This window comes from Mesorhizobium sp. LSJC280B00 (assembly GCF_000502835.1).
GTDB lineage: Bacteria > Pseudomonadota > Alphaproteobacteria > Rhizobiales > Rhizobiaceae > Mesorhizobium.
The window spans coordinates 154057-168185 of the sequence record NZ_AYVL01000010.1 but is presented as its reverse complement, the minus strand read 5'-3'; the positions used below and the strand labels follow the sequence as shown (position 1 = coordinate 168185).

Sequence of the window (14129 nt, the reverse complement as noted above, 5' to 3'; positions counted from 1 at the left end):
TCCCGCCGATGGTAGGGCTGGGTGGGAACTCGCCTGTAAGGGCCGAAAATAAAAAACCCGCCACGGAGGGCGGGTCTTCGGGGCCAATTGGCACCATAGCGAGATTAGTAGCATAGCTGCCGGCACAAAGCAAGAACAAAATTGCTGTACGTCAAGAAAATCGCTTCAGGTCGGTTCCAGCGGCCAAGCTGCCAATCTCCCTCCTTGAGGGGGAGATGGCCGGCAGGCCAGAGGGGGTCGTCTCGCGTGGAGCACCTGCCTGCCGTTAGGAGAGTCGCGTCAAGACGTACCGACCCCCTCTGTCGCCTTCGGCGACATCTCCCCCTCAAGGGGGGAGATTGGCGACGTCAGCCTGAATTCACCGATGCCATCCTGGCCGCAATATCGCGCAAAGTCGCCTCGTCGGCCACAGCGCGCTGCTTCCTCGACGCGACGAGACAGGCCTGCGAGCGCAGGATGAGCCCATCGGCCAGCACCTTGAGATGGTTGGCGCGCAAGGTCGAGCCTGACGTGGTGATGTCGACGACGATATCGGCCAACCCGGCCGCCGGCGCGCCTTCGGTGGCACCCAGGCTTTCGACGATGCGGTAGACCTGGATGCCGTGCTTTTGCGAAAAGAACTGCTGGGTCAGGCGCCAGTATTTGGTGGCGATCCTGAGCCGGCGGCCGTGGCGCTGGCGGAAATCGGCGGCGACGTCGTCGAGGTCGGCCATGGTGTCGACATCGAGCCAGATATCGGGCACGGCGACGACGACATCGGCATTGCCGAAACCGAGGCGGGCGATGATTTCGGCGCGCGCCTCGCAATCGGCAAGGTTTTCGCGAAGCAGATCCTCGCCGGTGATGCCGAGATCGACCGAGCCCTGGCCGATTTCGCCTGATATCTCCGAGGCAGACAGGAACGCTATCTCGACGCCGTCAAGGCCGTCGATGCGGGCGCGATATTTGCGCTCGTCGCCGGGCAGGCTGACGGCAAGCCCGGCCTTGGCCAGCACCTCCAGCGCCTGCTCCTTGAGCCGGCCCTTCGACGGGATCGCCAGCGTGATCATGGCGCCGTCTCCCGCAGCGCCTCGATGCGGTCGAGCCAGACGGAAAAACCGACACCGGGGATCGGCGTTTTGGCGCCGAGCAGTGTCAGCAGCCGGTCGTAGCGGCCACCACCGGCGAGCGGCCGGTCGCCATCCTGCGCCGCGATCTCGAAGACGAGGCCGGTGTAGTAATCGAGCGGCCGGCCGAAGGCGGCATCGTAGCTGATTTCAGACATCGGCAGGCCGAGGCGTTCTATGGCCGCGGCGCGGGCTGCGAAATTCTCCAGCGCAGCCCCCAGTGAAAGCCCGGCATCGGCTGCAAAACGTTCGAGCGCTCCGGCGGCGTTGTCGAGCGGCACGTCGATCGCCAGGAAACTCTTTAGTGCCGCAAACGCCTCGTTCGACAGCCGTACGCTGCGCAATTCGGCCTTCTCGATCAGGCGCCGCGCAATCTCGGACGGCGAACGCCCGGCCGTTGCCGACAGCCCGGCCTCTTCCATGCCGCCGGCGATATGCGCCGAAAGGCTGTCGAGATCGCCATCGAGGACAAGGGCTGCGACCGGGCCGGCAAGCTGGCTGTTGCGCGGCGGATTGGCGAGGTCGGCAAGCGCCGCCTCCAGCATCGGCGCCGAGCCGAAGGCGCGCGCCAGCCGCATGCGCCAACCGCGCGGCAGGCCAAGCGCTGCAAGCACCGCCTCGAAAATGGTCTGGTCGCCGAGCGTCACCGCCAGCTCCCGGCCGGGCAGCACCAGCGACAGCAGCGCATGCGCATCGGCCAGCGAACGCGCGTCGGCGGCGGCTGTGTCGCGGTCGCCGAGATCTTCGATGCCGGCCTGGAAGAACTCGTTGCCGCCCTCGCGGCGCTGGCGAAACACCTCGCCGAGATAGGAATAGCGGCGCGGCGTGCCGGCCTGGCTGGCAATGTGGTCGAGGCAGACCGGAATGGTGAATTCCGGCCGCAGGCAAAGCGTCTGCCCGGTCTCGCTCTCGGTGAGAAAGATGCGGCGCCGCAAATCCTCGCCGGCCATGTCGAGGAACGGATCGGCCGGCTGCAGCACGGCGACCTCGACCGCATGGGTGTTGCGCGCGGCGAAGAGCGTCGCGATGTCGGATGCGATGGCGGGGCGGGGGGTCATAAAACGCCACCTCCCCTTCTCCCCTTGTGGGAGAAGGTGGATTGGCGCGACGCGCCAAGACGGATGAGGGGTGCCGGAAGAAATGAGGCGTCGGCGTTCCCTGGAACACCCCTCATCCGACCGAGCTTCGCTCGGCCACCTTCTCCCACAAGGGGAGAAGGAAGCGGCGCCCTACTTGCCACGCGCCCGCTCCTCGGCCTGCGCCGCCAGTATCTTGTTCACCTCGGCGACCAGATTGCCTTCCGCCACGGTCACCTGCGCCGGTCGTGCGGCGCGCCATTCGGCGTTGTCGGCGATCTCGGCCGACATCTTCGCGCCCTCGATCAGGTCCTTGATCTGCACCTCGCCCTTGGCGCGCTCGTCGCCGCCCTGGATGACGGCGACCGGGCTGCCGCGGCGGTCGGCATATTTCAGCTGCGCCTTCATGCCGGCGCCGCCGAGATACATTTCCGAGCGGATGCCGGCGGCGCGCAGCTCGGCCACCATCTTCTGGTAGCGGCCGAGGCTTTCCGTATCCCTGTCCATGGTCAGCACGACGACCGGCGCGATGACATCGGAAGTATCGAGCTTGCCGAGGTTCTTCAGCGCCGTCATCAGCCGCGAGACGCCGATCGAAAAACCGGTCGCCGGCACCGGCTCGCCGCGAAAGCGCGAGACGAGACCGTCATAACGGCCGCCGCCGCCAACCGAGCCGAAGCGCACGATCTGGCCGTCCTCATTGGGGATTTCGGCCAGCAGCTCGGCTTCGTAGACCGGGCCGGTGTAATATTCGAGGCCACGCACGACGGAGGGATCGATGCGGATGCGATCCTCACCGTAGCCGCTTTGTGCGACCATGGTTCTTATCTGCTCCAACTCTGCAAGACCCTCAACAAACGAGGCATTCGTTATGCCCAGATGTTCGAGTTTCCTTTCCTCGACAAGATTGCTGAGCCCTGGGGTGATAGATCCCAGTGTCTGGACAATTTGTTCGGGATCATGCTGCGCCATGACCGTGAAATAGCTGATCACAACATCGACTTGCGCGTTACCCAGCCCGGCACCTTTGGTAAAATCACCGCTCTCGTCCTTGCGCCCGGCGCCCAAAAGCAGACGAACCCCCTCGACGCCCAGCTTGTCCAGCTTGTCGATCGCCCGTAGCACCTGCAGCCGGCGGCCAGCGTTCTCGTCGCCGCCGAGGCCGATCGCCTCCAGCACGCCATCGAGCACTTTGCGGTTGTTGACGCGGACGACGTAATCGCCGCGCTTGATGCCGAGCGCCTCCATCACATCGGCCATCATCATCGCCATCTCGGCATCGGCCGCGACACCCGGCGTGCCGACCGTGTCGGCGTCGAACTGCATGAACTGGCGGAAGCGGCCGGGACCGGGCTTCTCGTTGCGGAACACCCAGCCGGAGCGATAGCTGCGATACGGCTTCGGCAGGCGCTCGAAATTCTCGGCGACGAAGCGCGCCATTGGCGCGGTCAGGTCGTAGCGCAGCGACAGCCACTGATCGTCATCGTCCTGAAACGAGAACACGCCCTCGTTCGGCCGGTCCTGGTCTGGCAGGAATTTGCCGAGCGCATCGGTGTATTCGATCAGCGGCTGGTCGACCGGCTCGAAACCGTAAAGCTCAAAGACCGAGCGTATCGTCGCCATCATCTTCTCGACAGCGCGGAGATCGTCGGCGCCGCGGTCGACAAAGCCACGCGGCAGGCGCGCTTTCATCTTTTCGGATTTGTCGGCCATGGGATGGGTACTTTGCTATGTAAACGGTGACTTATTTCGGGTCGGCGTGTCCTACCGATGCAGCCCGGAGAAGGCAAGGGTTTGCGGCTCTCCTTCTCCCCTTGTGAGACCTTTGCACAGAAGCCGATTGGTGATTCTGTGATGATGGTCGAAGCAGGGAGATTCGGGATGGCGGATCGTGTTCTGGGTCAGTTGAGTCTGGCGGACGGGCTGGCGGCGTCGGACGAGACGATTTTCGACCTGGTATCGAAGGAACTGGACTGGGCACCGATCCGAACATTGCTGGGTCAGCGCAGCGGTCCCGGCTCGGGCAACACCAGCTACCCGGCGGAGGCGCTGGTGCGCTGTCTTTTGCTGGGCGTGTGGCACGGGCTGAGCGATCCGGCATTGGAGGCTCAGATCCGTGACCGGCTGTCGTTTCGCCGCTTTGCCGGCTTCAGCCTTTCGGACCGTACGCCCGATCATTCGACACTGTGGCGCTTCCGCGAGGAACTGACGCGCGAGCGGCTGATCGACAAGGTGTTTGAGGAGATCAACCGCCAGCTGGAGACGAAGGGCCTGATCGTCAAGCGCGGCACCTTAGTCGATGCGACGTTCCTGCAGGCCCGTGGGCGGCCGCCCAAGCAGCCGAAGAAGGGCCACCAGGGCCCGGCCAAGCCGTCNTGATCGTCAAGCGCGGCACCTTAGTCGATGCGACGTTCCTGCAGGCCCGTGGGCGGCCGCCCAAGCAGCCGAAGAAGGGCCACCAGGGCCCGGCCAAGCCGTCGGCCGACAAGGACGCGCGCTGGGGCAAGAAGGGCAACAAGAGCACCTTCGGCTACAAGATGCACATCGGCGCCGACCAGGAGCACACCATGATCCGGCGTGTCGAGGTAAGCGACGCCTCGATCACCGACACCGAGGCGGCCGACAATCTGGTTTGCGGCGATGAGAAGGCGGCCTATGGCGATCAGGCCTACTACACCCATGCCAGGCATGATCGGCTGGCCAAGGCCGGGATCAAGGACCGGCTGATGCGGCGGCCCAACAAGCATCATCCCGAGTTGCCGGCGCGCCAGAAGCTGCGTAACCGGTTGATCGCCAAGGTGCGGGCGGCTGTGGAGCGGCCTTTTGCTGTGTTCAAGGAGCGCTACGGCATGCGGCGCCTGCGCTTCTTCAACCTCGCCGCCAACCGCACGCAATGCATACTAGCCGCCTGCGCCTACAATCTGCGGACCATGATCGGCGCCCTCTATCCACCTGGCGGAAAGCCGGCATGAGGAGGAGTCTGTCTAAAATCGGCGGATCGGCCGGTCATGCCGGTCGATGCCATACCAAGCCGTCGAAAACTGCTTTCCCGGCCTTCAAAAAAGCCCCATTAACTCACCAACCAGGATTTCGCTTCCCGTGCAAAGCCCTCCAGCGGGGAGAAGGTGGCCGAGCGAAGCTCGGTCGGATGAGGGGTGTTGGAAGGATCGCTGCCCTGAAAGCGTAGGTGCCTAAAATCCCCTGATGTTTTCACGCCTCGTTTCTTCCAGCACCCCTCATCCGTCTCGGCGCTGCGCGCCGATCCACCTTCTCCCACAAGGGGAGAAGGAAGAGCGCCTACAAATCCGCCTTGAACGTCTGCTTCTGGATGCCCAGCCCTTCGATACCGAGCTCGACCACGTCGCCGGGCTTCAGGAAGACCGGCGGCTTCATGCCGAGGCCGACGCCGGGCGGCGTGCCGGTCGAGATGATGTCGCCCGGGTGCAGCGACATGAACTGGCTGAGATAGGAGACGAGATAAGCGACGCCGAAGACCATGGTCTTGGTCGAGCCGTTCTGCATGGTCTTGCCGTTGACCGTCAGCCACATCGGGATGTTCTGCGGGTCCTTGATCTCGTCCTTGGTCACCAGCCACGGGCCGATCGGCCCGAACGTGTCGCAGGACTTGCCCTTGGTCCACTGGCCCTGGCGCTCGGCCTGGAAGGCGCGCTCGGAGACGTCGTGCGCGACGCAATAGCCGGCGACATAATCCAGCGCCTCGGCCTCGGTGACATACTTTGCAGTCTTGCCGATCACCACGCCGAGCTCGACCTCCCAGTCGGTCTTCACCGAGCCGCGCGGGATCAGCACGTCGTCATTCGGCCCGACAATAGCCGAGCTTGCCTTCATGAAGATGATCGGCTCCGGCGGCACGGTGGCGCCGGTTTCGGCGGCATGGTCGGAATAGTTGAGGCCGATGCAGATGAATTTGCCGGTGCCGGCGACGCAGGCGCCGATGCGCGGCTTGCCGGAAACCGCGGGCAGCGTTTTCGGATCGAGCTTCGACAATGTCTCGAGCGATGCCGGATCGAGCGTCTTGCCGGCAATGTCGGTGACATGGGCGGAGAGGTCACGGATCGTTCCATCCGCATCGAGCAGGCCGGGGCGTTCGCTCCCCGCCTCGCCATAGCGCAGCAGTTTCATGCAGTTTTCTCCCAGTTGCGACCAGAGGCCGTTTGCAAACTCGCTCCGCTGCGGCGAATGGCGTGGGTTTCGAGAACCGGAGCGGAGCGTACTTAAAGTACGTGAGCACCGGAAGCGCAGAAAGCCGCGTCAGGCGCCCGGCGGAGTAGGGTTTTCAAATGGCCTCTTAGATCGACCAGCCACCGTCGATATTATAAGCCTGCCCCGACGTATAGGTGGCGCCGGCGAGATAGACGGCGAGGTCGGCGATTTCCTCGGGCGTGCCGAGGCGGCCCATCGGCTGGCGGGCGATGAAGGCGGCGCGAGCTGCTTCGTAGTCGCCCTGCGCATGCATGCGGTCCTGCAGCGACGGGCTTTCGACCGTGCCCGGACAGATCGCATTGCAGCGTATGCCCTTGCCGACATAGTCGGCGGCGACCGATTTGGTCAGGCCGATGACGGCTGCCTTGGTCAGCCCGTAAACGAAGCGGTTCGGCACGCCCTTGGTCGAACTGGCCAGCGACGCCATGTTGATGATCGAGCCGTCGCCGCGCTCCAGCATGCCGGGCAGCACGGCGCGGATGGTGCGGATCATCGAGCGGACATTGAGATCATAGGCAAAGTCGAGATCGCCGTCCTTCATCTCGAGGATCGAGCCGGAATGGACGAAGCCGGCGCAATTGAACAGCACGTCGACGGCGCCGATCTCGGCAAAAGCGGCGTTCACCGCCTCGTCATTCAGCACGTCGAGCTTGCGGGTCTTGATACCGGGCGTCTTGCCGAGGTCGGCGAGCACCACCTCGTTAATGTCGGTGGCATGGACGACGGCGCCGACCTTGGCGAACGCCAGCGCGCTCGCCCGGCCGATGCCTTGCGCCGCCGCCGTGACGACAACGATTTTGCCTGTCAGATCCGCCATGCTTTTCTCCTCGCCCGTCTGTGGTCGTTCGGCTTTTACCGGCGCAAGGCCGGGACGCAATGTGCCAGCCGGGCACTACCATCCCGCCTGTTTCGATATTCGCCTGCCAGCCAAATGTTTTTTCTCGGTAAAGAACATTTGTTGGCCCGTCAAGCCCGGACGTCTCTCCGGGGCACTCAGTCGCCGTAGGGCACCCAGACGTTCTTGACCTCGATCGCTCGGCGCAGCAAGGCATCGCCGGCTGCTTCGTTCGACGCCCAGTCGAGGCTGTGGCCGTTGCCGGTCCAGACGCGTTTGAGATTGCCGATGGACTCGGCCTCGGCCTTGGCGCAAGTCTCGGCATCGGCGAACACCCAGAGCCCGTCGACATCGTCATGCTTGGCCAATACGCCGGCAAGCTCGGCGCTACTGCCGGTGACGATATTGATGGCGCCTGCCGGAACGTCGGAATATTCGACGACCTGGTAGAGGTCGGTGGCAAGCAGCGGGTATTTTTCGGACGGCACGGCGACCACGGTGTTGCCCATGGCGAGCGCCGGCGCCACCAGCGAGATCAAGCCAAGCAAAGGTGCGTTGTCCGACGCGACAATACCGACGACCCCGACCGGTTCGTGCAGTGCCAGCGTGACGGCGCGGGCCGGCGGCTGGTGGACGCGACCCTCGAATTTGTCGGCCAAGCCGGCATAGAGGAACAGCCGCTCGATCGACAGTTCGACCTCTTCACGCGCCGCCTTGGCGGTCGCGCCGGTAAGTTGGGTGAGGCGCACAGCAAACTCGTCGGCGCGGCCCGAAAGGTTTTCGGCCAGGTAATAGAGCACCTGGCTGCGGTTGTAGGCGGTCGCCTCCGGCCAGGCCTTGCAGGCGCGCGCGGCCGCGACGGCGTCGCGGATATCCTTGCGGTTGCCGAGACCAACCTCGCCGGCAAGCTTGCCCTTGGCGGTGGCGACGGCGAAGGAATAATTGCCGTCCGGCCGGACCTGCTTGCCGCCGATGAACAGCTTTGCCGTGCGGTCGATGGCGTCGCCTTCGGCCTGCTCGACAGGTTGCGCCGAAGACGTCGCCGGTTTGATAACCGGGCCGAGCGGCAGTTTTGCCGAGAGATATTCGAACATGCCCTCGCGCCCGCCTTCGCGGCCAAAGCCGCTCTCGCGGTAACCGCCAAAGCCGCAGGAGGCGTCGAACATATTGGTGCCGTTGACCCAGACGACGCCGGCCTTCAATTGCGGCGCGACGTGCAGGGCAAGATTGATGTTCTCGCTCCACACCGAAGCGGCCAGGCCATAGCGCGTGTTGTTGGCGAGCTCGACCGCTTCCTCGGTGTTGCGAAAGGTCATGGTGGCAAGCACCGGCCCGAACACCTCTTCCTGTGCCAGAATGTTAGCCGGCGAAACACCTGTCGCCAGCGTTGGCAGATGGTAATAGCCCGAGGAGGGGAGCGCCGAGTCCGGCTGCCAGCAGATTGCGCCCTGCTTGGCGCCCTCGGCGATCAGGCCCTTGACGCGATCGAGCTGGGTCAAATCGACCAGCGGGCCGATATCGGTGTTCTTGTCGAGCGGGCTGCCGACGCGCAGCCGGCTCATCCGCGTCTTGACCTTGGCGATGAAGGCATCGGCGATGCCCTCCTGCACCAGAAGGCGCGAGCCGGCACAGCAGACTTGGCCCTGGTTGAACCAGATGCCGTCGACCAGCCCCTCGACGGCGCTGTCGAGATCGGCATCCTCAAAGACGACAAAGGCCGACTTGCCGCCAAGCTCCAGCGACAGTTTCTTGCCCGAACCGGCGGTGGCTTTGCGGATGATCTTGCCGACCTCGGACGAACCGGTGAAGGCGATCTTCTGGATGCCGGGATGATTGACGATTGCCCCACCCGCTTCCGGCCCGCCCTGGACGATGTTGACGACGCCCTTCGGCACGCCTGATCGTTCACAGATCTCGGCGAACAGGATCGCGGTGAGCGGCGTGAATTCGGCTGGCTTCAGCACCACGGTGCAGCCGGCGGCGAGCGCCGGCGCGATCTTCCAGGCCAGCATCAAGAGCGGGAAGTTCCACGGGATGATCTGGCCGACGACGCCGACCCCCTTATGGCCTGAAAAATCCCTGTCCAGCGCCTGCGCCCAGCCGGCATGATGGATGAAATGGCGGATGGCCAGCGGCACGTCGATGTCGCGGCTTTCGCGGATCGGCTTGCCATTGTCGATCGATTCCAGCACCGCGAACAGGCGTTGGTGACGCTGCATGGCGCGGCCGATGGCGTAGAGCACTTTGGCGCGTTGATAACCGGTGCTGGCGCTCCATTTCGGCAGCGCTTTTGTGGCGGCCGAAACCGCCGCGTCGATATCGGCGGCACCGGCATCCGACACCTTGGCCAGCAGCTTTCCCGAGGACGGATCGCTGGTGTCGAAGGTTTTGCCTCCGCTGGCTGCCTTCCAGTCGCCGCCGATAAACAGCGCTTTGCCGAAATCCCGCGCGGCAAGCCACGCATCGGCCTCGTTGCGCGCCTCCGGCGCCGGGCCGTATTCCATGGCATGATAGCGTTCGAGAATGTTCATGGCGCGCTCCGAATCACGCCATCGCGTGGCGATGATTGGCCGAGTAGTGGCCGGTCAGATGATGCTCGAGCTGGCGCTCGATGTCGGTCAAAAGGCTCGATGCTCCGAAGCGGAACAGCTCCGGCTCCAGCCACGGCCGGCCCAGTTCTTCTTTCATCAGCACCAGCCAGTCGAGCGAGGCTTTTGCCGTGGAAATGCCACCGGCCGGCTTGAAGCCGATGAGATAGCCGGTTTCCTCGAAATAGGCGCGGATGGCGCGCACCATGGCAAGGCCGACCGGCAGCGTCGCGTTGACGCTTTCCTTGCCGGTCGAGGTCTTGATGAAATCTGCACCCGCCATCATCGCCACCATCGAGGCGAGCATGACGTTGCGCAGCGTCGCGAGGTCGCCGGTGCCGAGGATCACCTTCAGATGGGCCTCGCCGCAAGCGGCGCGCATCGAGACAATCTCGTTATAGAGCTCCTGCCATTTCGCCCCGAATACCAGGCCGCGCGGGATGACGACGTCGATCTCGTCGGCGCCGTCCCTTACCGATGCTTCGATCTCCTGCAGACGTGTCGAAAGCGGTGCAAGGCCGTGCGGGAAAGCCGTGGAAACGGCGGCGACATGGACGCCGCTGCCGCGCAGCGCTTCGACGGCAGTGGCGACGAAGGGCTGATAGACGCAGACCGCCGCCGGGCGGATCTTTTCACCAGTAATGCCGAGCCCCTCGGCAATGTCGCGACGGAACGGGTTGACCGCCTTGGCACAAAGCCGGCGCACGCGCTCTTCCGTGTCGTTCGAGTTCAGCGTCGTCAGGTCCATGCAGGCGACGGCGCGCAGCAGCCAGGCGGCCTGGTTATCGGCCTTGATCGAGCGTCTTTTGGTCAGGCTGGCGACGCGGCGTTCCAGCGCCGAGCGGTTGACGCCGCGCATCGATTCCATGAAGCCGAGATCGAGCCTCATGCCGGGATTGCGAGCAATGCCATGGGCTTGCGGGATTGGTGCATTGGCGGCGGCGCGTGCCGGCAGCGGCGTGACCTTCGATATGCCGACGTCGGTTTCGCGGATTGTGCTGCTCATCTCCTGCCCCTTGTTCAGCGACTTATGCCGAAGATAGACCGTGAAGCAGCGCTTCACGAGTCCTTCAAGCGGTCATAGCGGAAAAAGACAGTCAAGGCAGCCGATTTTTGACCGCATGATCAAAATCAGGGTCTCGAATCAGTGGACGCTGAACTGCGCGTCTCAGCCGACGAAGGCGCGCTCGACGACGAAGCTTGCCGGATGATGCAGCGAGCCTTCCTGGAAGCCGTGGCTTTCGGCCAGTTCCTTGACGTCCTTCAGCATATGCATCGAGCCGCAGATCATGATGCGGTCGGTTTCGGGATTGAGCCTGTCGATGCCGAGATCGGTGTAGAATTTGCCCGAGCCGATCAGCGCGGTGATGCGGCCCATGCGCTCGGAGGTCTCGCGCGTCGTCGAATTATACAGCGTGACGCGGCCGCCGGTCAGTTCGCCGATCAGCGGATCGTTCTCCAGTGCGGCCACCAGTTCCTGGCCGTAGGTGAGCTCGGCATTGTCGCGGCAGGTATGGGTCAGGATAACCTGCTCGAACTTCTCATAGGTATCGGGATCGCGCAGCAGGCTGGCGAATGGAGCAATGCCGGTGCCGGTCGAGATCATGAACAGGCGCTTGGCCGGCGTCAGCGCGTCGACCACCAGCGTGCCGGTCGACTTCTGCCGTATGATGACGGTATCGCCGATCTCGATTTTCTGCAGCTCCGAGGTAAGCGGGCCGTCCGGCACTTTGATCGAGAAGAATTCGAGTTCGTCGTCCCAGGCAGGGCTGGCGATCGAATAGGCGCGGAACACCGGCTTCTCGGCATTGGGCAGGCCGATCATGACGAACTCGCCGGAACGGAAGCGCAGCGATTGCGGCCGGGTGATGCGGAACGAAAACAGCCGGTCGGTATAATGCTTCACCGAGACGACGGTTTCGGCATAGACATTGGCCGGTATCGGGAACTGCAACGGCCGGGCGCCGGCAGTGTTGAACGCGGATATGGTGTTCATCAAACCTAACCTTCCGGGCCAGCTCAGCGCCCGCGCCAAATCTTCACCTGCGCGCCCGAACCGGTCAGGTTCCAGCGTGCCGTTTGCACACTCCGAAGCGGTAAGCTCTTGTGTCCGGAATTTATTAGTATACAAACGATATTTGCGTCAAGACGCCGCCGTAAAACAGCTTTCCAAACTGAGGCATGTAAGCAGTTCGGGCATTTCGGGTTTCGACAATGGAACAGAATTTTTCGGCGCAAGCTCTGGATTCGACGGGCAGCGTCGTCGCCGGTATCGATGTCGGCGGCACCTTTACCGACCTGCTTCTGATCGACGGCCGTGACGGCGGCCGGGTGCATATCGCCAAGACCCCGACGACGGTCGACAACCAGGCTTTCGGCGTCGTTGCAGCTCTTGGTGCCACCGGCTTTCCCGTCGACGGCATCGACCTCATCGTGCACGGCACGACGACCACCACCAACGCGGTGCTGGAGCGCCGGCTGGCCAAAACCGGCATGATCACCACGCGCGGCTTTCGTGACGTCATCGAGCTTGGCCGGCGGACACGGCCGCAAGCCTATGGCATGACAGGCACGTTCGTGCCGATCATTCCGCGCAATCTGCGGCTCGAAGTGTCGGAGCGGGTCGAGGCCTCGGGCGCGGTGCGCATACCGCTCGACGAGGCCGAGATGCGGGCAGCGATTTCACAACTGATCGCGGCCGGCTGCGAATCCCTCGTCATCCATTTCCTGCATTCCTACGCCAACCCGAGGCATGAGCGGCGTGCCGCCGAGATCGCGGCCGAGCTTTGGCCGAACGGCTACATCACGACAGGCCATGCGCTGCTTTCGGAAGCGCGCGAATTCGAGCGCGGCGTCACCGCTTCGGTCAACGCCTCGGTGCAACCGATCCTCGAACGCTATGTCGAGCGGCTGCGCAAGGAGCTGGCGTCAAAAGGCTACGCCCGCGACTTCCTGATCATGAACGGCAATGGCGGCATGATCTCGGCCCGCTTTGTCACACGTGAGTCGGCCAAGACCGTCATGTCCGGCCCCGCTTCCGGCGTCATTGCTGCCGCCTATACGGGAAAACGCGCCGGCTTCGAAAACCTGGTCACCTATGACATGGGCGGCACCTCGACCGACGTGGCGCTGATCCGCAACGCCGAGCCGGCGGTGTCGAACGAGATCGAGATCGAGTATGCGATGCCGATCCACGTGCCGATGGTGGCGGTGCATACGGTCGGCGCCGGCGGCGGCTCGATCGCCCGCGTCGATGCGGCCGGTCTGATCCAGATCGGCCCGGAAAGCGCCGGCGCCAATCCCGGCCCGATCTGCTACGGACGCGGCGGCTTGGAGCCGACCATTACCGACGCTAATCTGGTGCTCGGCAGGCTGGCGCCGAAGAAGCTGCTCGCGGTGGAAAACCCGGTCACCGTCGAACGGGTCACCGGCATATTCGAGGACAGGATCGGCCGCGCCACAGGCTTGTCCGGCGTCGAGGCGGCGGGTGCGGTGCTGCGGCTCGGCAACGTGAAGATGGCCGGCGCCATCCGCATGGTGTCGGTGTCGCGCGGCCACGACCCGCGCGATTTCGCGCTGTTCGCCTTCGGCGGCGCCGGGCCGCTGCATGCGACGGCACTGGCGCGCGAGCTCGGCCTGCCCAAGGTGCTGGTGCCGGCGCGGCCGGGCATCACCAATGCGCTCGGCTGCGTCGTCGCCGATCTGCGCCATGATTTCGTTAATACGGTCAACCAGCCGGTGGCCCGTCTCGATGAAATCCAACTCCACGAGACATTGGAACGGCACCGAAACGAAGGCGAGGAGCTGATCGGCAAGGAAGCGGTGAAGCCGGAAATGATCCGGGTCACGCATTCCGCCGACATGCAGTTCGTCGGCCAGACGCATATCATCAACGTGCCGCTGCCGTCGTCTGCGGTGACACGCCAGGTACTGCAGCAACTGTTCGAGAGTGCCTATTTCGCCCGCTTCAAGGTCGAGCTACCCGAGATCCGCGCCAATCTGGTCAACCTCAACACGTCGGTCACCGGCGTGCGGCCGGCAATCGATCTGTCCCGGCTGATCGACCCGGCTGGGCGCGCCAAAACGCTCGAAGAGGCGCGGCGCGAGATCCGGCCTGTCTGGTATGGCGGGCGCTGGTACGACACGCCGGTCTACAACAGAGAGAAGTTGCCGCTCGACGCAACAATCGAAGGTCCGGCGATCCTCGAACAGATGGACGCGACGACTGTGCTGGAGCCCGGCGACCGGGCGCGATCGGATGCCGACGGCAACATCATCATCGATATCGGCGAGGCCTGAG

11 protein-coding genes are annotated in these 14129 nt (G+C 64.1%); 3 read left to right on the top strand and 8 right to left on the bottom strand.

The window, feature by feature from the left end; genetic code table 11:
- Nucleotides 1-347: 347 nt before the first annotated feature.
- The 3 genes from hisG to hisS form a co-directional block, all read right to left on the bottom strand.
- Nucleotides 348-1049: an ATP phosphoribosyltransferase gene (hisG, locus tag X773_RS55980; RefSeq protein WP_023677128.1), complete on the bottom strand. Its 702-nt coding sequence runs from the start codon at nucleotides 1047-1049 to the stop codon at nucleotides 348-350.
- Nucleotides 1046-2164 (bottom strand): ATP phosphoribosyltransferase regulatory subunit, encoded by a 1119-nt coding sequence (locus X773_RS55975; RefSeq protein ID WP_023677127.1) that lies wholly within the window; start codon nucleotides 2162-2164, stop codon nucleotides 1046-1048. The genes hisG and X773_RS55975 overlap by 4 nt, the downstream gene beginning before the upstream one ends.
- A 171-nt stretch (nucleotides 2165-2335) precedes the next feature.
- Nucleotides 2336-3895 carry a histidine--tRNA ligase gene (hisS, locus tag X773_RS55970; protein ID WP_023677126.1) on the bottom strand — a complete coding sequence of 520 codons (1560 nt, stop codon included), beginning with the start codon at nucleotides 3893-3895 and terminating at the stop codon, nucleotides 2336-2338.
- Between the two features lie 141 nt (nucleotides 3896-4036).
- Between hisS and X773_RS0138005 the strand changes: the two genes are divergently transcribed.
- Complete coding sequence (locus X773_RS0138005; protein WP_198023559.1) at nucleotides 4037-4561, top strand: transposase; 525 nt, start codon at nucleotides 4037-4039, stop codon at nucleotides 4559-4561.
- Nucleotides 4558-5154: an IS5 family transposase gene (locus X773_RS77345; protein ID WP_198023561.1), complete on the top strand. Its 597-nt coding sequence runs from the start codon at nucleotides 4558-4560 to the stop codon at nucleotides 5152-5154. The genes X773_RS0138005 and X773_RS77345 overlap by 4 nt, the downstream gene beginning before the upstream one ends.
- Before the next feature lie 325 nt (nucleotides 5155-5479).
- Here the strand turns inward: X773_RS77345 and X773_RS55965 are convergent, their stop codons facing one another.
- The 5 genes from X773_RS55965 to X773_RS55945 all read right to left on the bottom strand — a co-directional run bounded on the left by X773_RS55965 (nucleotide 5480) and on the right by X773_RS55945 (nucleotide 11825).
- Entirely contained in the window at nucleotides 5480-6325 is an 846-nt protein-coding gene (locus tag X773_RS55965; RefSeq protein ID WP_023677125.1) for a fumarylacetoacetate hydrolase family protein, read from the bottom strand.
- A 166-nt stretch (nucleotides 6326-6491) separates the two neighbouring features.
- Entirely contained in the window at nucleotides 6492-7223 is a 732-nt protein-coding gene (locus X773_RS55960; protein ID WP_023677124.1) for an SDR family oxidoreductase, read from the bottom strand.
- Between the two features lie 176 nt (nucleotides 7224-7399).
- Entirely contained in the window at nucleotides 7400-9772 is a 2373-nt protein-coding gene (locus X773_RS55955; RefSeq protein WP_023677123.1) for an aldehyde dehydrogenase family protein, read from the bottom strand.
- Nucleotides 9773-9785: 13 nt separating this feature from the next.
- Nucleotides 9786-10835, bottom strand: a complete 1050-nt coding sequence (gene deoC / locus X773_RS55950) for a deoxyribose-phosphate aldolase (RefSeq protein WP_031211867.1) — start codon at nucleotides 10833-10835, stop codon at nucleotides 9786-9788.
- A 162-nt stretch (nucleotides 10836-10997) separates the two neighbouring features.
- Nucleotides 10998-11825 (bottom strand): ferredoxin--NADP reductase, encoded by an 828-nt coding sequence (locus tag X773_RS55945; RefSeq protein WP_023677121.1) that lies wholly within the window; start codon nucleotides 11823-11825, stop codon nucleotides 10998-11000.
- A 218-nt stretch (nucleotides 11826-12043) separates the two neighbouring features.
- On the opposite strand from X773_RS55945, the gene X773_RS55940 reads away from it, so the two are divergent.
- Nucleotides 12044-14128, top strand: a complete 2085-nt coding sequence (locus tag X773_RS55940) for a hydantoinase/oxoprolinase family protein (RefSeq protein ID WP_023677120.1) — start codon at nucleotides 12044-12046, stop codon at nucleotides 14126-14128.
- The last annotated feature ends 1 nt before the right edge of the window (nucleotide 14129 follow it).

Excerpts from the sequence above, each read along its gene's own strand:
- X773_RS55945 (WP_023677121.1), bottom strand. The coding sequence starts at position 11,825 with ATGAACACCATATCCGCGTTCAACACTGCCGGCGCCCGGCCGTTGCAG.
- X773_RS55960 (WP_023677124.1), bottom strand. The coding sequence starts at position 7,223 with ATGGCGGATCTGACAGGCAAAATCGTTGTCGTCACGGCGGCGGCGCAA.
- hisG (WP_023677128.1), bottom strand. The coding sequence starts at position 1,049 with ATGATCACGCTGGCGATCCCGTCGAAGGGCCGGCTCAAGGAGCAGGCG.
- X773_RS55955 (WP_023677123.1), bottom strand. The coding sequence starts at position 9,772 with ATGAACATTCTCGAACGCTATCATGCCATGGAATACGGCCCGGCGCCG.
- X773_RS55975 (WP_023677127.1), bottom strand. The coding sequence starts at position 2,164 with ATGACCCCCCGCCCCGCCATCGCATCCGACATCGCGACGCTCTTCGCC.
- hisS (WP_023677126.1), bottom strand. The coding sequence starts at position 3,895 with ATGGCCGACAAATCCGAAAAGATGAAAGCGCGCCTGCCGCGTGGCTTT.
- deoC (WP_031211867.1), bottom strand. The coding sequence starts at position 10,835 with ATGAGCAGCACAATCCGCGAAACCGACGTCGGCATATCGAAGGTCACG.
- X773_RS55965 (WP_023677125.1), bottom strand. The coding sequence starts at position 6,325 with ATGAAACTGCTGCGCTATGGCGAGGCGGGGAGCGAACGCCCCGGCCTG.
- X773_RS55940 (WP_023677120.1), top strand. The coding sequence starts at position 12,044 with ATGGAACAGAATTTTTCGGCGCAAGCTCTGGATTCGACGGGCAGCGTC.